Consider the following 20,063-nt stretch of genomic DNA (forward strand, 5'->3'; position numbering starts at 1 on the left):
CATCGTGAGCCAGCGATACCGCCTTACGGTGGACCCCGGGGCCTCTGTTAGCGCATCTCCGGCCGGCCGGGGCGCATGGGTTCTTTTCAGTGACCGCGCAGCGGTGCTGGTCGACGCCGTCCCGGATCACCATGCTGAGCCCTTTGCGGCCGGCGTCGAATCAGACTCTTCCTGGTTTGCGGGAGTCTTCGCGGCGGGGTTTATCGAGGCGTTCGAGGCCAGCGGGGACACTGCGACCGCGATTTGCGACGCAGTTGAGTCTGCGGAGAGCCGGTTTGACGCGCTACTGCAGGAAGCGCGGAGCGCTGGGTCCGATGGGCCTATCGACGCGTCCATGCTCGAGCCGCATCAGCAGCCATACACAAGCATGGCGATCGCCGCCCTGGAGGGCGACGCCCTTGTGATTGCACGAATCGGCGACACGGCGGTGTATTTCTCTGACGCCTCAGGCGCCACGCACTCGTTGCCGACGCATATGCACTACCCGGTTCTTCAGCAGGAAACATTCGTCAGGCTCGCAGAGAGGCACGATCTAGGGCTTGAAATCGGGCTGGATGAGCCGCGAGCGCTCGAGCTTTCTGCGTGGGAGCGATCCAAGATCAACAGCCCTCATGACCTGTCCGCTTTGACGGTGAGCCACGACTGCATCGAGTACATCGATTTTCGATCTCTGGATCTGTCATCCGAGAGCTCGGTCCTTCTTCTGAACGGCGGATTGAACCGGGCGCTCTCTTCAAACCGGTCCCTCGTGTCGGCAGAAGACGTGCTTTGTCGTCGCTTGGGCGCCCCAACGCGGGAAGTCGCCGCACAGGCAAGGGAGATCCTTAGATCGGAGCTTCCGGATTGCGGGGCTCACCCCATGTTCGATTCAAGACAGAGCTGTGTGGGCGCGCTCGTTAGCGTAGTCCAGGCATAGCTGCACACAAGCCGAGAGAGAGAGAAAATGGAGGCAACTGTCCCATCCGCCGTCAGCGCAACATCTCGCCTGGAGCCAATGACTGAGGCTTCGATCAAGAAGCGCAAGACCACGCTCTCAGTTGCCTTGCTGCTCATCCTGCTCCTGGTTCTCGCGTCCGCTGCGGCGGTTTACTTCACTTCAGGGAGCCTGCTTTCCGCAGCGATTGCGACATCCGTCGTTCCCATGATGATGGTTGGTGGATCGCTCGCGCGGCTTATTCGATCTCTTCAGCCCGCCCGAAAGGAAGCCGACTTGAGCGCCATCGCGGTCATGCGGGACGAAGATCCAGCTGTCCGGGCGTATCTCGACCTGATCGCTGAGGAAGGGCGGGCCCCCTGCTCATTCGAGGTTGAATCGCTCGTCTCGGCCTATTTCTTCCGCCGATCCATTCGGGCTTCGGCCCTGGGCGAAAGCGTGCCGCCGAGGGACGTTGCGCTTTGATTGCGCGCATCACAGGCGAGCCACTGGATTCGCTTCAGGCCCTACCGAGGCAATCCTTTGGTGGCTTCTGGGTGCGGTTTGGCGCTCTTGCGATTGATGTCGGCATCATCAGCCTGATTGGACATGCCGTGGCAACGGTTGCGACCCCCCAGTTTGCCGCCGAAGTGATGCTGAATCCGGCTTTTAGCTTCTTTGTTTTGGCGATGTATTTTGCCGGGTTCCATTCCTCCCGCCTTCGGGCGACGCCCGGGAAGCTGCTTTTCAAGCTCCAGCTGATCCGCTATGACGGCGCGCGCGTCACGTTCTTGCAGGCACTGTGGCGCGTCGTAACCCATCATATTTCCGCTGTGATCGGCGGAATAGGGTTCATCATGGCGGCCTTCACCGAGCACCGCCAGGGATTACACGACCAACTGGCAGCGACGCTGGTTGTGAGGAAGGGCTCGGTTCTCGATCCTTCCGGGCTCGAAGAGGGTTAGCACTGCTGCGCGAGGTTCGCCGACCCCTTTATGGGTTGTCAATCGGGTTGACAGCAGGCTAAACTGGGGGCTTCTTGAGCTAAAAACTGCGATCAATCAGATGGAACCCATTGCCAAGGTGCAGGGACGGCAGTCCAAGGCCGTATCAACCCATGTTTCTCTCCCCGAGGATGTCCTGAGGCGCCTCCGGTATGCCGGCGGAGGGAAGCTCTCCCAGGGAATCGTGAAGCTCGACCGATTAGCACAGGATCGCGCCCGAACGATCGATATGGATGTCGCCCTTCAGTCGGCCCACGCTCTTCTTCAGAAGGCGCTGCGGGATTCATCTGGAAACCTCCCCGGCGTCGGGCCAAAGGAGGTCTCCGTCAGCGTTGTAAACGCCAAGGCCGTCCTGGATCTAGTGGAGCTCGCCCTGCTACCCAATGAGTGAGACCGAACATGTGCGCGTGACGGCATCGTATGTGGTACGGTGCTGTCACTCGTAACGTATCAATACGGACGGTCGCGCAGCATGATCCCGGATTCCCTGAAGAGGCTCTTTACGCGAGACGCCAAGAGGCAGAGCGCCGACACACCCTCACCAGAGAAGTCTAAACCGGGCCGGTATGGCGGCTATCGATACATCACATTCGACGCCAGTCAGCGGTGCCTCCTCGATGATGTGCTTCCGTATAAGGATGTCGACCAGGTTGTTCAGGCCCTCCTGGACAGCAGCAACTCCGAAAAGCAGGCCCACGTATTCTCGGAAATCACCAATCTCGACAAGGGCACGGGCCGCCAGTCGGAACGCCAAGTCCTGGTGTTTCAAGAGGAGAACTACGACGAAGCAGCCTTTACCCGCCACGTAGGAGTGGTGAAGGGCTTGCTCGAAGACATAGGCCTGAAGGAGGCCCCGTACCAGGGGGCAATAAAGGGGGAAAGGCGCACCCTGACACGCCGCGAGAATGGGGCGTATCACGACGAGCACGCTGAAATGGGCGCCGAAACCCGCACAGGCCTCCTGAGCCCATTTGCGAGCCTTTCCGCGTACATGGCCGGCAAGAGCAAGCGGGGGCGGGTGTCCAAAGAGTCCGGCGTTTCAGAGACCGTGCACTCGAGGGAGTTCAATCAGTGGGATGCCTCTGGCCTCCTGCTTGCAGCAATCGGGGATCGCCTAAACCTCTTGCACCCGCGGCGCCTTGCGCAGTTTGGGGATGCCGAAGACACCCTTTTTGAGACCCTCGCGTCGAATGACAGCTTGAGCTCGACGTACAAGCGGATCCGAATGATGGAGTCGCACCTCTTCAAGGCGGCCGGCGAGATCCTGCCGAAGGGGGAGACGGGCGATCGAGAGTTCGCAGATGGAAGGCTTCAGGTTGCGACCCTTCTAAAGGGCGGTTACGGCGCAGAAGCGCTTCGCCGCGCGACACGCCTCTATCAAGACAGCCTGGGTAACTCCCCGCCAAGCCGTCCCGACGTGGTCTTGCACATCTTGGCGTACGGCCTGATGTACCAATCTGCCCGGCAGCGGATGGAGCAGGCGATGATCGACCGGTTGGCATCCATGGCGGAGGAGAAGGGGGTGCCGATCGAAGAGTGCTCGATCAATCGATCCCCCCTGTCCCGAATGCCAAGCGACCTTGCCAACACGATCGATGTCCCGAAAGGTGGCCGCTACCTTAAGGGCATTCCATTTCCTGTTGGCATGCTCACCACTGAATCCGGGGGGGTCCGAATCATGGCAATGCCTGACGCCAAGGTTGGGGAAGATCGCATCCCCCGCAACCCAAGCCGACACACCTCATTCTTCTATACGCCTGAAGAGGTGGGCGATCTGTCGTCGTTGGTCTCCATGAATGACGCTGATGCCGTTGCCCGCATATCCCCTGACGACCCCGCATTTCTCGACAGCGATGGGGCCAGCACTCACCCCGTGCGAGCCCTGGAGCGGCTGATCAGCGAGGTGCACGCTCAGCGTGCCGCGCCGACGGATGCCCCGGTCATTTCCCTGAGTGAATTCCAGAGAGAGGTGTCGCTCAAGCAGTCCGGTGGCTCGATGCGGCCGTAGCTCTAGCGCGGGGCAGCAAAAACAAACTACGCGCGCCATTTTATGCGGGATGCGTAAGTGATACTATCAACGCACTATTCTGGCAGGGAGTCTTGCTATGGGGTGGGATCCGGCACCTGAACCTGTTCTGGACGCGTTCCGCGCGGGGCATGACATTGAATTCCAAATCGCAAGCCGGTTTGGCGCAATGAAGGTGACCGGCATCCAGGCCCCAAACCCCAAGACTGGCGAGATGTACCCATTGCCGGAGAATGTGGACCTGGAGGCATTCGGCGACGTTCTCATGGACATGGTGGCTCACACCGCTGGGCACAGCTTTGCGGGCGCCGCCACCGCAGACGGGGTGGGCCGGCTTGCCTACTCCCCTTGCTACCAGCAAGCCGACGACCCTCACTTCGGGCTCAGTTTTCGCATCATCGAAGACAAGACAGGAAAGCAGGCCCATCATGAGAGCTCTTTCTCGATTCCATTTGAGTCTGAGCGCCCGGAAACCTCCCGTCTTGTGCGCCTCTTGGAGGAGGCGAAGCGTTCGAACCCGGATGCCCTCAAGTGGCATGAGTCAGAGGGCCCAGGCGAGCTCGAATTTCGACTCTATGATGCACCCAATGGCCGGTCCACGATCAGTCCCGATAGCCCTTTTAGCAGCATCGATTTAAGGCGAGTCGTCGCCGAGCATTACGCCGAAATGGGCGTAAACGAGCCTGAAAGAATCGCTTGCTCTGCGGCCTGGTCGCCCGATACCGACCCCGCGGGGCACGACGGAAACCTCGACGGGGGAGGGGTGGTGGTCCAGCTGGGTACCGAAAGGACTCCGTCTATGGTGTCGACGTGGGCGCGCGTCCGGTACGCGCGACACCAGACCATCCACCAAACGACGGCACCGGCACGCTGGGATCTCACGGATTTCGAGAAGATCGGACAGGACCGATTTGCAGCCATTCTTGATGTGTACTTATCCGGCAGTGAACTGCAGCCCATTATTCCCGAGGTAATCCTCTCGGGCGATCGACTCCCCCCGGGATACAAGTCAATTACTGAGCGCAGATCGGAGCGATCGGCGGCCATGCTGGAGGCTGCCCGAAACTCCCAGCAGCACGCTTCATGCGATCCGGCCCAGCCAGCGCCCCCCTCAGGTAGAGCCGTCCGACCATAAGGATCGAGATCTGCCTACCGAGACATCACACCATGCTCGGCAATGCTCGGCGTCATTCTCAAGGCATCCTGATTTTTATGATGTGTTCATAAGTGATATGCTCTTGTTGTTCTAATTGCGGCTTCTGGGGGCGGCTTCCTCGATGCCCGATTCCAGCTGCTCATAAGGTTTTGGCTTAGCGCCAGACGTACAACCACAAGGAGGGGGCATGCTCCTTCGGGCGTCACGCACCAACACATTCGGAATAAATCGGAGCGACTGCAGTGCTTATCGCTCAGAAAGGCGCCCGGCCGCGCCCGGCGGCATCTGCTGCATGCAGCTCCCAGGGGGATGCTTCCGAGGCACAAGAGGGGGTTCGACACCATGCTAGCCCGGGACGCACGCCCAGCTCGCGCCCTCAGCACGCGAGGCGCCACGCTCGCATTTGGCTCGCTTCTGTTTCTCGTAGCCGCCCTGATGGTCTTCAGCCTCGCCCGCCTATCGAGCATTCATGCCGATATCGAATCCATCACGCATGGACACTCCGAGAAGTCATCTCTGCTGTCCGAAATGCACCTTTTCTCCACGCAAGGGCACAGCCAACTGCGGCCGATGCTTTCAGAGGACACTGGCCAGCTGCAGCGCGAGGCCCTCTATCTAGAATGGATGCGCTCTTCTGAGAAGCTTTCAGAGGCTGGGCGCGGTCTGTTTTCCCTGGATGCGACGAGTGACGAGCGCTCGCTCTTTGGTGCGCTTGAATCCGCAGTCGAGCGGGCGGCGTCTCTTCAGCGAGAGGTGGCAGAGCGGGCGATCGGCGGCGACCTAAAGGGTGCGTCAGAAATGATGCAAGAGCGAGCGATCCCGGCTCAGGGTGACTTAATCGCTCTTCTCGATGCGATCCAAGACACCCATTCGGGCTCCATTGCCGACAAAATCGATTCGGCCGGTTCGAGTTATGCGCTGGCAGCACTTCTGATCGCTTCCGCAGGGGTGCTGTCGATTCTTCTCGGCGGGGGCGCCGGGCTTGCGGTTGCGTCTCGCCACAAACGAATCCGGAAGAGCCTTTCGGACTCAGCGGAGCAGCTCCAGTCAGTGCTGCATGCCATCTCTGAAGCCGTCATCACTACCGACACCTCGGGCCGTGTCGACCACATGAATCACGCGGCAGAGGCCATTACCGGATGGCGCCTCGACGAGGCGAGAGGCCGCCAGGTCGGGAGTGTATTCTCGATCGTCTCGGAGGACACCGGCGCGCCGCTCATTCACCCCGTACTCGAGGAGATTCCCGACGGCGCCTTCTGCAGCTCCCTCTCGGGATCAATACTGCTCCGATCTCGCAATGGCCGCGAGCGCTCCATAGAGGACACCACGTCCCCCATCCTGGACGAGAGCGGAGAGAAGATTGGCTCGGTTCTGGTGTTTCGTGACGTGACCGAATCCCGTGCCATGACTCGCGATCTTATGTGGGCTTCCACTCACGACCGGTTGACCGGGCTGAAGAATCGCGACGTATTCGAAAGGCACCTTCGCGATGTTGTTGCCAGCGCCAAGACGACCAACCAGGAGCACGTTCTTCTTCTGGTCGACATCGATCAATTCAAGCTCATTAACGACTCTTTCGGGCACTCCGCTGGGGATGACCTCCTTCGGCAGCTCGCGCGCCGGTTGAAGGACCAGATTCGCCCAGGGGACCTCTTCGCGCGCATGGGTGGCGACGAATTTGGAATCCTGATGACGGACGCGTCCCTCCCGGCAGCTCGGGAGTTCGCCAGCCACATCCAAGCTGTTGCGGGCTCATTCAAGTTCGAGTGGGATGGGCAGAGCTTTGCCGTGGCCTTGAGCATCGGCATTGTCCCAATTCATGGCGACTACGGGTCGGCCGACCATTTCCTTACAAGAGCCGATGCCGCCTGCCACTCTGCAAAGCAGCACGGGCAAACGCAGATCCACATAGACCCCGCCTGGAACTCAACGCTGTCCGAGCGGAAAGAAGACATCGCCCGAATCCAGCGCATTCGAGATGCCGTTGACTCTCACCGGCTGTGGATTTTCGGACAAGAGATCTCACCTGTAAGCGGAACCTGGCCAGCTCCTCGCCATACGGAGATCCTTCTCCGGATGGTTACCGAGGATGGGCAGGTCCATGCGCCAGGGCAGTTCATTCCTGCCGCCGAGCGTTACAACCTCATGCCCATGATCGATCGATGGGTGATAACGCGGGTTATGAAGCACATCGCTGAGACAGGGGCGGCGTCTAGCGATCGATACGCGATCAATCTGTCGGGGCAGTCGATTTGCGACCCGCAAATCCTTGAGTTCATCGTCGACCAGCTACGCAAGAACAGGGTTGATGCGTCAAGGGTTACGTTCGAGATCACCGAGACCGCCGCTATAGAGAACATGCGGCAGGCTTCTCATCTTGTCCGCGTCCTTCGCCACCTTGGTTGCTCGTTTGCGCTCGATGATTTTGGCGCAGGGATGTCTTCATTCGGCTACCTCAAGGCGATGGAGGTTGACTACATAAAGATCGACGGAAGTTTCGTCAAGGACATCATCTCTGATCCGGTTAGCCGAGCGATGGTGGAGAGCATCCACCATATCGGCCGAACCATCGGACTCAAGACTATCGCCGAATTCGTAGAGACCGACGACATCCTGGATGCCCTCAAGGATGTCGGGATTGATTACGCCCAAGGCTTCGGTGTCCATACGCCTGAGCCTCTTGAGGCTCCTCCGGTCCCTCTTTCTCAGCCGACCAAGTTCTCATCGGCCAGCTGAATTTCAAAACCATTCCACCAATCCAGCAGAGGCGGACACGTTCACAATGTCAGATCAAAATCCAGCCCAGCCATCTCTATCGGATCTATTGAATTCGCGCGCGTCCGATCTCTCATCGGATCAGCTTCGGCACGCAGCCAGAGAGAAGGAGCGCCTGGAATTCACGCGCTCGAAGAAACGAGAAGACGGGGAGGCACCGGAGCATGTTTGATGGTAGTGGCGGAGTTGGATACCCGGCGCTGTTCTTTGTTGCGAGCTCGGTTGTGGCGTTCGTGTTCGCGTCGAGGCTGTTCGAGGGGCGGGCTGGCATTGCCCATCCGACCGCATACCTCGTGCCGCTTCTCGTGCTGGGTGTCGAGTTTTCCGTAACGGCCCTTTCTCATGTCGGGATCCCGCCGAGCCTCCTGCTGGACATGACGTTTGTTCCATCGGCCTTCTATTTGGCCGCTTGCGTCCTCTTCTTGTCGGTCCCGGTTCTACTGGGGTTTGTTCTTGCTGCTGCGCCTTTCTTTTCCAGGGCCGCGCATGGGGCGCCTTCCTGATGGGTCTGCCGAGTAGCGACCACGAAGGAGTGGAAAGCCCGGACCGCGGCGAAGCCGGCCCTCATCTGCACGATGGTCCGCTTTGCGATGGGACCCCAGGGGCGCCGCCTCAGTCACTCAGGGAGGTCTTGGATGCCTCGGCCTCTTGGCGCCCCAAGGGGTGGGCTGAATGGTCGGCCATCGCCGCCCTAGCTCTAGCGGCCGCGTTTCAGCTCGCCGCAGGAATACCGGTGCCCTTTGTCGGGTTCTCGGTGGTGGCGTTCTGGATCACAGTCGCCTGCGTTCTCCCTTATCAGGGTTTGTCGGGGGAGTTGGCGTCTTTGCGCTCCCGCGGGTACTGGCTTTTGATAGGCGCAGCCTTGCTTGCTGCAGCAGTGCTCAACGCCATGGGGTATGGCGCCACTTAGCCGCCCCGATTCCTTCGTTATCGCCTTTGGATTAAGAGCCGACATGACTGACGCGCTATCCCGAAAAATCAATCGCCGGTCCCTTCTTGGGGCGGGCGCGGCTTTCTCGCTGGCAGCGAGTGCCCCTTTCGCTTTCGCCGGAGATCGCGGAGTGGTCCTCAGGTCCTCCATGCTGGAGCGGACGGTCCCTCGTGATAGCGTATTTCGCTGGCGCATGCGCATCGAGGATGGCGGAAGGGAGCAGGCCGAGCTTCGCTCGCTCACCGAATACCGAATCGATGACCCGGATCACGGTCGGCATCGAATTCTCCACTTTGACCAGCCTCGATTCATGTCCGGCACCACCTTGCTCGCCCGCAATCGGTTCGAAGGGGAGATGTCGTCGAGCGAGGCCGATCAGTCGGGCCTTTGGCTCATGATTCCGCCATCTACCCATCCTCGCCGAATCCGACCAGAAGATCGTGGCTTCCAATTCATGGGGTCGGTATATGAGTACCAGGACTTTGTGATCCGCTCAACGCGACGCGATACGCACTGGATCCTTGGTGAGCACAACGTCAACGGCACATGGACCCAGGTTCTCGAGTCCATCCCCAGGGACATCAATGATTCCCCGTACACGAAGTGGGTTCGATATGTCGATGAAGAGACACACGAACCCATTCAGATCGACTACTACCGGGGTCGAGAATCCCCTGTGAAGCGCTATCGCGTCCTGGAGCGCGAACGCGTGGGGCCTTACATCATTCCGGCTGTCTCCGAAATGGAAAGCTTCGAAGGGAATGGGCGAATGACTCTGGAGATCGTCTCAGCTGATATCAACGCAGGATTGGATCCTGAGATGTTCATGCCGGGATCGCTCGCAAGGCTATCCGATCTAGCCCCGGGGTGATCTCGGGCGGTGGCGGCGTGAACGCCCGGGCACCGTAGCGGGTGTCACGATAAGGGGCGATATAGTTCCGTTTGTGATCGTTTATAGTCATCGGTTATTTCTTCCGGTTTGCGGGAATACGTGCTCGCCATGGCCTCATCTCAGGGCCGCCACAAGCCCCGCCTTGCGAACCCTGATCGAAATAGCAGTCGGCCCAGCCCGGCCTTGGCCTAGCAGTATTTATCGCCTACAAATCAACCCGATATGATCGATCCCCCTGGGGCCTTTTGCCGCGCGGAGGGAGGGCGCTCGCCCCCTCCGCGTCGACGATGCGAGCTTCGAAGAGAGGCATAATCTCCCTGTATTTACAATCCATTCCCTTCCTGTATAATTTCTAGACGTTGCGTAAGAGATGCTGCCTATGCTCGATGAGTCGACACGGGTTGCCGCGCAAGATTGGGGCTCCGGGTATTCGACGCCCGGCGCCTTCCTTCAACGAAGCAAATAAATCAGGGGTTCAGGGTGTCTGACGCGCTTAACGGATCCGGTCTTGGTGCTGAGTTCCAGGGCTTCAAGGTCATGGTAATTGACGACAGCAAGACCATTCGCCGAACAGCAGAGTCTCTGCTGCAAAAACATGGCGCCGAAGTGATCACCGCTGTTGATGGATTCGAGGCTTTGTCCAAGGTCGCGGAGCAGCGGCCGGGCATCATCTTTATTGACGTAATGATGCCTCGCCTCGATGGATACCAGACGTGCGCCCTGATCAAGAACAACCGGGAATTCCGGTCTACCCCAATCATCATGCTGTCCAGCAAAGACAGTGTTTTCGACAAGGCCAAGGGTCGGGTTGTTGGGTCTGAGGACTACCTGACCAAGCCCTTTGCGAAAGAAGACCTGCTCGGTGCAGTTCGAAAATACGCCTCCCTGGCGTCACCGCGGTAAAACGCTCCAACTCACAAAACAACAAAAGTAAGGAAAAGCAAGATCATGGCGCACATCCTTATCATTGATGACTCACCCACCGAAATTCATGTTCTCCGGGGAATCCTGGAGAAGAATGGCCACTCCGTCATTACCGCTTCGAGTGGAGAGGAAGGCGTTGCGGTAGCGAAAGAGAAGGTTCCGGACCTGGTCCTGATGGATGTTGTGATGCCGGGCCTCAATGGCTTCCAGGCAACACGTCAAATTGCCCAGGCGGCTGAGACAGCCGAAGTCCCTGTGATCGTGGTAAGCACGAAGGATCAGGCAGCCGACCGCGTTTGGGCTATGCGTCAGGGGGCGAAGGAGTACATCACCAAGCCTGTGGTCGAGAAGACCTTGATGGCCGCAATCAATAAGCAATTGGCCGCATGAGCTTCAACGCCACCACCCCGTATGGGTTGCTTGCCGACCTCGATGCTGCAGGCCGGCAGGTCAACCGCGATCTTCGCAGGGACATCGGTGTCGGCTGGCGTGGCGTTTTGCTGCGCGTGGGGAGCTTTCGTTTCCTGGTCGACATGGACTCGCTCTCTGAGGTCACCGACCCAATGCCGCTGGCGAACGTCCCCCTTGCGGGGGCGGGCGTTCTCGGCATCGGCAATCTTCGCGGTCTTGTTCTTCCGGTCTTCGATATGAGCCAGCTCTTGCTGGGGGAGCCGCTACCGGAGGATAAGGCCAATCGGCGCGTGGTTGTGGCGCCGCAGGGCTCGGGGATGGCTGGGCTACTGGTGAGCCAGGTTGAGGGGATGCGACGGTGCATCCCCTCTCAGCGGCGCCGGGAGGCTGACGCCCCCGAGACCGCGATGCCATTCATTACAGGCGGATTTGATTTGGGTCACCGCCTTCATCCGGTCCTAGACCTGGATCTCTTTCTAAGTGACAGCAATCGCTTTTCTGGCGACCTAATCGCCGGTTTTTCTGATAACGAACAGCCTGCCGCGGTCGCCTAAATCAACCGTCTGGCCCCGAAGTGAGAGGGAGTATCAACCAATGGTAGTGAGTCGTCGCAAACGGAATTCTGTCCTCGGGGGCATGCTTGCCGCCTCCCTTATTGTAACGGGCGGAGCATTCACCTATCACCAATACGAGCAGGGCCAGTACCGTGACCGCACGGCGCTCGCGAACGACATGCGCCTCCTGTCCCAGCGCATCGCGACGAGCTCGCTTGAGGCCGCCGGCGGTTCCGAAAGAGCGTTCGAGAACCTCGAGAGCCTGAGGGACGGATTCCAGGCGCGTCTCAACCACTTGCAAGAGGGCGGCGGAGGCCTGAAGCCTCTCCCGGCAGCTCTTCAAGAAGAGTTTTCTGGAGTAAGTGGCGAGTGGTCGAGCTACCTCGGAGGGGTTAACGCCGTCCTTCGTGGCCAATCCAGCATCGAGATGATGGGCATGTATTCGGAAGCCGTGGAGATGTTCTCGCCGGAACTTTCTCGGCTGTCTGATGACGTTGTCCGTCGCATGTCGAGCGTCGGTGCGGATCCTGAGCAGGTTTACATCGCGTCACGGCAAACGCTCCTGGTTCAGCGCATCGAGAACAGCCTCAGCCAGGTGCTCCGCGGCGGGGCCGAAGCGGAGGCCGCGATTGAGCGGTTTGAGCGGGATGCCACCCTTTTTGGGCGTGTACTGGATGGCCTGATCGAGGGGTATGACGAGCTCGGCGTTGAAGCGGTTGATGATGCCCGCGTGCAGGCCTTCCTTCAGGAGTCGGCGACCGTCTTTATTGCGTTCAGTGAGGCGGTTGCGGGGGTCCTTGAAGCGTCGTCTGCCGTCCTTGAGGTGAGCGCTGCGGCGTCGAGCATCGAGGCCAGCAGCGCAGGGATGCTCGATGTCACGAGCGCCCTCGAGTCAGGTATTGCGCGCGAGGCCGACTCGCTGAGCTCGATCGCTGCGGTCGGGTATGCGACCGGCGGCCTGGCCTTCCTGTTGCTGATTGCTCTCGGTCTCTTGCTGCACCGTGACACTCGCCGGGAACTCGCTCAAACCGAGGCCCAGAATGAGCGAAACAATATGGCGATCGTTCAGCTTCTCGACGAGATGGCGAATCTTGCTGACGGGGATCTGACCGTGAATGCCACGGTTAGTGAGGACTTCACTGGAGCCATCGCAGACTCGATGAACTTTGCAATCGAGAACCTGAGAAGCCTGGTGTCGACGATCAACAAGGCCTCCGCTGACATCAACGATTCGTCCTCCGCTACTCGCTCCCAGGTTCTTGGGTTGGCTGAGAAATCGGAAGAACAGGTGCGCGAAATCCAGCAGGCGAACGCCGCTATCGACGACATGAGTCAGTCGGTTAACAAGGTTGCGGAGGATGCCGGGCAGTCGGCCCAGGTGGCACGAAACTCGGTGGAGATCGCGTCCAAGGGGGCGGCCACGGTGCGTCGCTCGATCGAGGGGATGGATACCATCCGCGAGCAGATCCAGGAGACCGCGAAACGGATCAAGCGCCTGGGCGAATCCTCGCAGGAGATCGGCGACATCATCGGGCTGATCAACGACATCGCCGAACAGACCAACGTGCTTGCGTTGAACGCGGCGATCCAAGCCTCGGCCGCAGGCGAGGCGGGCCGTGGGTTTGCGGTGGTGGCGGACGAAGTTCAGCGTCTCGCGGAACGTTCCTCTAGCGCCACCCGTCAGGTTGAGGGTCTGGTCAAGGCGATCCAGGCGGATACGAGTGAGGCGGTCAGCTCCATGGAGCAGAGTACCGCGAACGTGGTTCACGGGGGCGAGCTTGCCCAGGCGGCCGGCAAGTCACTCGCCGAGATCGAACAGGTTTCCTCTGATCTGGCGCAGCTCATTGACGGGATCTCTTCCTCCGCCCGCAAACAGTCCGTGATGGCCAAGGATGTGAGTGGGATTATGTCCAGCATTCGCGAGATCAGCTCGGAGACTGCCCAGGGTACACAGTCCACGGCTGCTGCCATGGGGGACCTCACGGATCTCTCGGCGAAGCTGCGCTCGTCCGTATCCGACTTCAAACTTCCGGACACGGATACTACGGAGCCAGCAGCACCTGAAGGCACGGGTTCTTCTGCATCGAGCAACGACGAGATGACGCCTCCCGCTTTGAAGCGGGCCTAACGACGGGGCTATTTGATGGCATCCAGCGCACTGAATTGGGTCCGTGATGAACTGCTTACGCTCTTTGGCGAAGTTCAGGAATCGTTGCGGCACTACTCCGAGAACATGGAGCGAAAGGGTGACCTGGCTGAGGCCAGGGCCCGGGTTGAACAGATCCGGAACACACTCGTTGTCGTTCAGGTAGATAACGGGGTCTTGATCTGTGACGAGATGATCCAGGTTTTCGGTCATCTCGAGCAGCTGGAAGGGGGAGACTGGGCAGCTACGGAGGCGCTGTTGCGCGCCTCCATGCAGCTCCCGGACTATCTCGATAGCGAGAGCGATGGGCTTCTCCCGTCCCCCATGAATCTGGCGCCGGTGCTTACAGACCTTCGCGCAAGCAGGGGCGCCCCCCTGCTCCTGGATGCCGCCTCGCTTGTCGCGGATGCGCCGAGCCTTAAGGATGATGTGATCGTTTCGGAGGGAGATGGACTCCCGCCTGAAGCCCGCATCGGAGCCCTTCAGGATGTGCGCCGCGATTTCCAGCGTGACCTCCTGACCTTTGTTCGCGATGACAGCCCGGAAGGCGCTGCCGTCCAGATGCAGGAGAGCATGAAGGCGGCTGTGAAGTTGTGCCCACCCGGCGACCCCCGTCAGCTGTTCTGGATCGCTGACGCGCTGTTCGAGTGCGTCGCACGAGGCGAGCTCAAGGTTGGCACCGATTTGCGCCGGGTGGTTGGTCATATTGACCGCGATCTCAAGCGCTACATCGAGATTCTAAAAGAGCATGTGGAGCAGGGCGGGGGGGCGTCTGAGCCTGAGTATGCGACTCCGAACGACCTTACCAAGACGTTGCTCTTTCATGTGGCGTCCGCGCGATCGGAGGGCGAGCAGTCGCGGGCGGTGCGGCGGGCGTTTGGCCTCAATGACGATGCAGAGCATGTCGGCCGCGAGGTGTATGACAGCCTCCGCCAGGCCATCGAGGAGGACCTTTCTGATCTGCGCGAGCGGATGGATATCTTGCTTCGCTCACCGCAGCGGAACGTAGACGATCTCGAAGCCATTCAAAGTCGGGTGTCTCGCATCGGATCCACGTTCAGCATTCTTGGCTCCGATGAGGGGCGGGATCTAACGGATAAGCTGACCCAGGCGCTGAGCCCGGATCACGCTGGCGAGGCGAGCGGCCAGCACGACATGGTATTGGCTGAGCATCTACTGGCCCTGGAGTCCCTTCTCGAAGCCGGCCTGCATCGGCGTAGTGCGAGTGGATCGCGCGATGAGACTGGATTCGATGAATCGCTCGCGACAGTGATCTACAAAGAAGCGCTTTCCGATGTCCGGCAGGTGCGGGATACGTTCTTGAGCTTCCTTTCATCCTCGGCTGGCAGCGAATCCGGCGACGGACTGAGCGGAGCGATTGAAGGCCTCCGCCGGATCATGGGCGCGATGTCGATGTCTGGTTTCGAGACGCTCCATGCGCTCTTGGCTCCGCTGACTCAGTATCTCGATCAGCGGGCGCCGCAATCAGCTGGCGACCTGAGCGAAGATGAAATCGAAGCTCTGGCGGAAGTGCTGATCAGCATTGAGGTTGCCCTGGAATCCTCCGGGCAGCCCTGGCGGGAGCTGGACAGCGTTCACGAACGAGGCATCGAGGCGCTGCAGCGCCTTGGGGCCATTTCCGTCGCGGCCGATGGCCAAATTGCCATGCAGCACGACACGAACGAAGGGGCCAGCGACGATCATGGCGTCGAGGCCGAGATCCCCGAGGTCGACGATGCAGTAGAGACCCTCGAGGCTATTGAGATCACCGAGGTAGCGGATGGCGACACCGAGATCGAGGGGGTTGCTGACGCCGGCAGCGAGCTCGAGGCCGCCCCTGAAGATGATGCGCTGGCTTCTCCTGTTGAAGAGGCATCGGATGCCCTCGAGGCCGAGGCGCTAGAGCTACCGGCTGATCCTGCCATCGATGAATCCGCCGAATCCGTAGAGGCAACCGATGAGCCTCCCAAGGGCCGCGGCCTGTCGGACGCATTCAATGAGGAAATCCTTTCTCAAGAGGTTCGCGGACTCGATGCGGACCTGGAAATCCTCGAGATTTTCATTGAAGAGGCTGACGAAGAGGTGGCAGGCCTGGGCGAGAACTTCCCCCGCTGGAAGAGTAATCCGTCCGATCTTGACACCTTGGCTGTGATCCGTCGCTCATTCCACACCCTCAAGGGCTCCGGACGCCTGGCGGGCGCCCTGCGCCTTGGTGAGTTTGCCTGGGTCGTTGAGTCATACATGAATCGCATTCTCGAGCAAAAGGCGCCCGTGGATGCGGATTGCCTCCAGGCGATCGAAGACGCGGTCAGCGTTCTTCCGGGTCTTGTGGACGAGGTTCGCGCCAACGCTCAACCGACGGTTCCCATCCTGGATATCGCCCTGCGCCTGAGCGCTCTGATCGCTGGGGAGCGCATTGAGGCTACGCCGTCGCCGAAGCGGGATACCGCGGCTGCTCCGGTCGAGCCTGAAGGCGACGCGGGCATGGAGAAGGCAGAAGAAGGCCTCGATGTTGCCGACTCGAAAGGCGAGGGCGGCATTGAAGCCGACAAGCCGGGCGCCGAAGAGCAAGAAGATCGGGCCGACCTCGACAATGCCGTATCCGACCTGGAGTCGGAGGCCGAACTCGACGACCTGGTGGCCGAGTGCTCCATCGGTGCGGAAGAGGGCACCCAGATCGAGACGGAGAACGTCCCCGAATCCTCACTCGAGGCACCAGATGCAAGCGGGTTCGAGGTGAGTTTCGAGTCTGTCGACTTGGGTGAAGAAGAACTCTCTGTCGACGACGAGCAGGCCACCGAGACATCAGAAGCCCTCGAAAGCGCCGTCGAGCACGAGATTGACGAACAGCTATGGGCGGTTTTTTGTGCGGAAGCCCAGGTTCATCTGCTTACGCTGCGTTCGTGGCTCGACGACGCCGCAATGCACCCGGACCGAATCCCGAACAATGACGTCGAGCGAGCCCTTCACACCCTTCACGGCAGTGCCCGGACGGCAGAGGTCGGCGGGGTGTCCGCGGTTTGTGGTCCGTTTGAACGCATCGTACGAATTCATCGTGACGTGGAGACCCCGCTGTCATCGGAAGCGGTGGGTTTGCTTTGCAAGCTTGAGTCCTACGTCACCGAGGTCGTTGCGAATGAGGAGCCTGACCTCGAAAACGTGGTGAACCCCCCGGGGTGGGCTGGCGAGGTCTTCGATCTCCTGGATCAGGCGAGCGCGATTCAGGTGCTCAATTCCTGCGACTCCATGGAGGCCCAGCTCGCAAGGTACGAGGACGCCTTTAGCGCTGAGGACCCGGCCTCTAGCTCCGAACTTCCAGAAGCCGGGTCCGATGATGCGGAGGCTGGCGAAGTGGCCGCGCCCGCTCTCGAGGCGGATCATGAGATTGAGCAGTGTCCAGCCGCAGAACCCGAGCAGGCTCCCGAGGCATCGGGAGACCCTGAGTGTGAGATTGACTGGGAGTTTGGGGAAGTCTTCATTGAGGAAGCGGCGGACATTCTCGAGGGCGCCTTTGAGTCCCTAGGTGGGTGGCGTGACTCGGGCGGTCTGCCCGGGCCCGATCAGAACACTTTCCAGCGTGAGATCCACACCCTCAAAGGGAGTGCACGCATGGCGGGCTTTACGGTTGTCGGCGCTATCGCGCACGCCCTTGAGAGCGCTATGAGCATTGAGGCGGAGCGGGATCCTCGCGAAGGATTCTTCCCCCTCATTGAGCGGGCCCTTATGGATGTCCAGCAGCTTGTGGAGCGGGGCATTGGCTCTTGGCAAATGGACGAGGCCAGCAGTCAGTCCTTGATGGCGCTTCGTGAGTGGGCCGATGGCAATCCGGACAGCGGAGCTGATGCCACTGTGGCGGATGAAGATGCCGTCACCTCCGAGGCTGAAGCTGAAGGCGAACATGCTGACGATGCCGGTCAGGCCGAGGACTCGGGCAGCGCCCAGGAAGATGTGTCGCCCGCCAAGTCCCCGTCCGGGGAAGGGCGCCGCCTGCAGGAACAGGTCCGAATGGACGCCGACACCCTGGACGCCCTTATCGGGAACGCTGGGGAGCTATCAACGTTCCATCGTCGGTTCGAGCAAGGCATTGGGCGTGTCGAATCTCAAGCGGAGGAGCTGGGCCGAACCATCGCTCGCTTGCGGGAGCAGCTGCGCAAACTTGAGATCGAGACCGAGGCGCAGATTCTGTTCCGCGTGGAAGAGGAAAGTGGTGACGAGGCCATTGATTTTGACCCTCTGGAAATGGACCGCTATTCCGGTATCCAGCAGCTGTCTCGTTCGCTAGCCGAGAGCGTCAGCGACCTGGAAGCGCTTAAGCAGGATGTTGGCAATGAACTCCAGAGCGCCGGAGCCGTGCTCCTCCAGCAGCGCCGCATAGGAACGGATCTGCAGGATCAGCTCATGCGCCAGCGTATGGTCCGCTTCTCTCGGATGGTGCCGCGCCTGCAGCGTGTGGTTAGCCAAGCGGGGCAAGATCTGAGCAAGCCGGTCCGGATTGAATTTACAGGCCAAGGGGCCGAGCTTGACCGAGCCCTTCTAGAGCGCCTGGTGCCGCCCATGGAGCACCTCCTTCGCAACGCGATCGCCCATGGCATCGAGGACAAGGGCGGACGCTCGAAGGCGAAAAAGCCGAATGAAGGCTTGATCCGTGTGAGCCTGAATCAATCTGGGGGCGAAATTCGCCTGCAGGTGGAAGACGACGGGAAGGGGATCGATGCTGAAGCCATCCGTCGGCGAGCGGTCGAGCGAGGGCTTCTCGCGTCGGATGCTGAGATCTCTGACGCACAGGCTCTGCAGTTGATTCTACAGCCTGGTTTCTCTACGGCTAGCGAGGTGTCACAGGTTGCCGGTCGCGGCGTTGGCCTGGATGTCGTTAACAGCGACGTCAAGCAGCTGGGCGGGACCCTCGATATCCATTCAACCCCAGGAGAGGGCTCGCGGTTCACAATGCGGCTGCCCTTTACCCTCGCCATCTCGCAGGCTCTCTTGGTTCAGGTCGGCGAAGAGACCTTTGCCGTTCCGCTGGGGTCGGTCCAGGGCGTTGTTCGCGGCCGTAAAGACGAAATCGAGTACGAGAGCGGCTCTCCAGTCTACAGCTATGCTGGCCAGGACTTTACAGTTCGAGGGCTCGGTGAGCTGATGGGCGTCGAAAGCCAGGCGACTGCGGACGACCTCCCGGATCACGCGTTCCCGATGCTCCTCGTCAATTCGGACGAGGGCGGCATGGCCCTAAGGGTTGACGCCCTACATGGAAGCCAAGAGGTCGTCGTGAAGTCGGTAGGCCCGGTCCTGAGCCGAATCCCCGGGGTGGCTGGCGCAACCCTTCAGGGCGATGGCTCCGTCATGCTGATTCTCGACCTTGGCATGCTTATGCGATTCGCCACAGCGTCAATGGCGGAGTCGATCGCTGCGGGATCCACCGAGCGCGCGCCACAGGCCACAAAGGCACCGGACACGCGGCGCGTCATGGTGGTCGATGACTCCATCACCATTCGCAAGGTGACCGCTCGACTCCTGAGTCGACACGGGTTTGATGTGGTCACCGCGAGAGATGGGCTCGACGCCCTGGGAATGCTTGAGGAGCAACGCCCAGACGTCATTCTCCTCGATGTGGAGATGCCGCGAATGGATGGGTTCGAGTTCGCAACGCATGTTCGTGAGCATGCGGAATTGGGGGCTACGCCGATCATCATGATCACCTCGCGCAGCGGCAGCAAACACCGCGACCGCGCCGAGCGTATCGGCGTCAATGACTATCTCGGAAAGCCATACCTTGAGGGGGACCTGATGTCGTCCATTAACGAGCAACTGGAAGGGGTTTCAGCGTGACGGAGGAAGCGAACAATCAGTCTCTCGAGGCGGTCATCGTCCAGCTCGATAATGGCTCGATCTTGCTTCCTCGGAGCGCCTTTCTGGAGGTCTCGACGCGGCCGGGCGGGGCGAACACCGATCGCCAGAACGACTCCAGGGGCTGCATGGAGCCCGACTTCACCTGGCAAGATCTCGATATTCCCGTGGTGAATGTCTCCCGATTGCTTGACCCCGATCAGGCAGAGGGGACGGTTGGAAAGCGCAACCGCTTCACACGCCTCCTGGTGATGCAGTCGATCGCGAACACGGAATCGCTCCCTTTCTACGCACTGGAAGTGAAGGGTACCCCGCACCCTGTGCAGATTACGCCCCAGAACATCCAGGGCCTGGGCGAGGCGGACTCGACCCCTTGGTCCTGGCGCGTAAGGGCCTCCGGCGTTACCTCCCACCTCCTTCGTCTAGATGCGATCGAGGAGCACATTCTGGCCACGGCTGGGTAGATTTATAGGGTCTCCAGGGCGTC

15 protein-coding genes are annotated in these 20,063 nt (G+C 60.2%); all 15 read left to right on the forward strand.

Annotated features, from left to right (window positions below; translation table 11 throughout):
* Positions 1-4 precede the first annotated feature (4 nt).
* Positions 5-916, forward strand: coding sequence for a protein phosphatase 2C domain-containing protein (locus F579_RS0113420; protein WP_019025261.1), 912 nt, complete (start codon positions 5-7; stop codon positions 914-916).
* Between the two features lie 78 nt (positions 917-994).
* Positions 995-1,399, forward strand: a complete 405-nt coding sequence (locus F579_RS0113425) for a hypothetical protein (RefSeq protein ID WP_019025262.1) — start codon at positions 995-997, stop codon at positions 1,397-1,399.
* Positions 1,396-1,878, forward strand: coding sequence for an RDD family protein (locus F579_RS0113430; protein WP_019025263.1), 483 nt, complete (start codon positions 1,396-1,398; stop codon positions 1,876-1,878). The genes F579_RS0113425 and F579_RS0113430 overlap by 4 nt, the downstream gene beginning before the upstream one ends.
* A gap of 100 nt (positions 1,879-1,978) precedes the next feature.
* Positions 1,979-2,308: a hypothetical protein gene (locus tag F579_RS0113435; RefSeq protein WP_019025264.1), complete on the forward strand. Its 330-nt coding sequence runs from the start codon at positions 1,979-1,981 to the stop codon at positions 2,306-2,308.
* A gap of 81 nt (positions 2,309-2,389) precedes the next feature.
* Positions 2,390-3,925: a hypothetical protein gene (locus tag F579_RS0113440; protein WP_019025265.1), complete on the forward strand. Its 1,536-nt coding sequence runs from the start codon at positions 2,390-2,392 to the stop codon at positions 3,923-3,925.
* A gap of 97 nt (positions 3,926-4,022) precedes the next feature.
* The gene (locus F579_RS0113445; protein ID WP_019025266.1) at positions 4,023-5,078 is read left to right on the forward strand and encodes a hypothetical protein; all 1,056 of its coding nucleotides are present in this window, start codon (positions 4,023-4,025) and stop codon (positions 5,076-5,078) included.
* A gap of 456 nt (positions 5,079-5,534) precedes the next feature.
* Positions 5,535-7,835, forward strand: coding sequence for an EAL domain-containing protein (locus tag F579_RS0113450; RefSeq protein WP_231365790.1), 2,301 nt, complete (start codon positions 5,535-5,537; stop codon positions 7,833-7,835).
* A 203-nt stretch (positions 7,836-8,038) separates the two neighbouring features.
* Complete coding sequence (locus tag F579_RS0113455; RefSeq protein ID WP_019025268.1) at positions 8,039-8,377, forward strand: hypothetical protein; 339 nt, start codon at positions 8,039-8,041, stop codon at positions 8,375-8,377.
* Positions 8,378-8,827: 450 nt separating this feature from the next.
* On the forward strand, positions 8,828-9,676 hold the full coding sequence (locus F579_RS0113465) for an outer membrane lipoprotein-sorting protein (protein ID WP_231365791.1): 849 nt from the start codon (positions 8,828-8,830) through the stop codon (positions 9,674-9,676).
* Positions 9,677-10,234: 558 nt separating this feature from the next.
* Complete coding sequence (locus F579_RS0113470) at positions 10,235-10,600, forward strand: PleD family two-component system response regulator (protein ID WP_196800395.1); 366 nt, start codon at positions 10,235-10,237, stop codon at positions 10,598-10,600.
* 45 nt (positions 10,601-10,645) lie between these two features.
* The gene (locus F579_RS0113475; RefSeq protein ID WP_019025272.1) at positions 10,646-11,011 is read left to right on the forward strand and encodes a PleD family two-component system response regulator; all 366 of its coding nucleotides are present in this window, start codon (positions 10,646-10,648) and stop codon (positions 11,009-11,011) included.
* Positions 11,008-11,586, forward strand: a complete 579-nt coding sequence (locus F579_RS0113480; protein ID WP_019025273.1) for a chemotaxis protein CheW — start codon at positions 11,008-11,010, stop codon at positions 11,584-11,586. Before F579_RS0113475 ends, F579_RS0113480 begins: the two co-directional genes overlap by 4 nt.
* Positions 11,587-11,668: 82 nt before the next feature.
* Positions 11,669-13,714: a methyl-accepting chemotaxis protein gene (locus tag F579_RS0113485; protein ID WP_019025274.1), complete on the forward strand. Its 2,046-nt coding sequence runs from the start codon at positions 11,669-11,671 to the stop codon at positions 13,712-13,714.
* 15 nt (positions 13,715-13,729) lie between these two features.
* Positions 13,730-19,558, forward strand: coding sequence for an Hpt domain-containing protein (locus tag F579_RS0113490; RefSeq protein ID WP_019025275.1), 5,829 nt, complete (start codon positions 13,730-13,732; stop codon positions 19,556-19,558).
* Entirely contained in the window at positions 19,555-20,040 is a 486-nt protein-coding gene (locus F579_RS0113495) for a hypothetical protein (protein WP_019025276.1), read from the forward strand. Before F579_RS0113490 ends, F579_RS0113495 begins: the two co-directional genes overlap by 4 nt.
* The last annotated feature ends 23 nt before the right edge of the window (positions 20,041-20,063 follow it).

Source organism: Thioalkalivibrio sp. ALJ21 (genome assembly GCF_000378605.1).
Classification (GTDB): domain Bacteria; phylum Pseudomonadota; class Gammaproteobacteria; order Ectothiorhodospirales; family Ectothiorhodospiraceae; genus Thioalkalivibrio.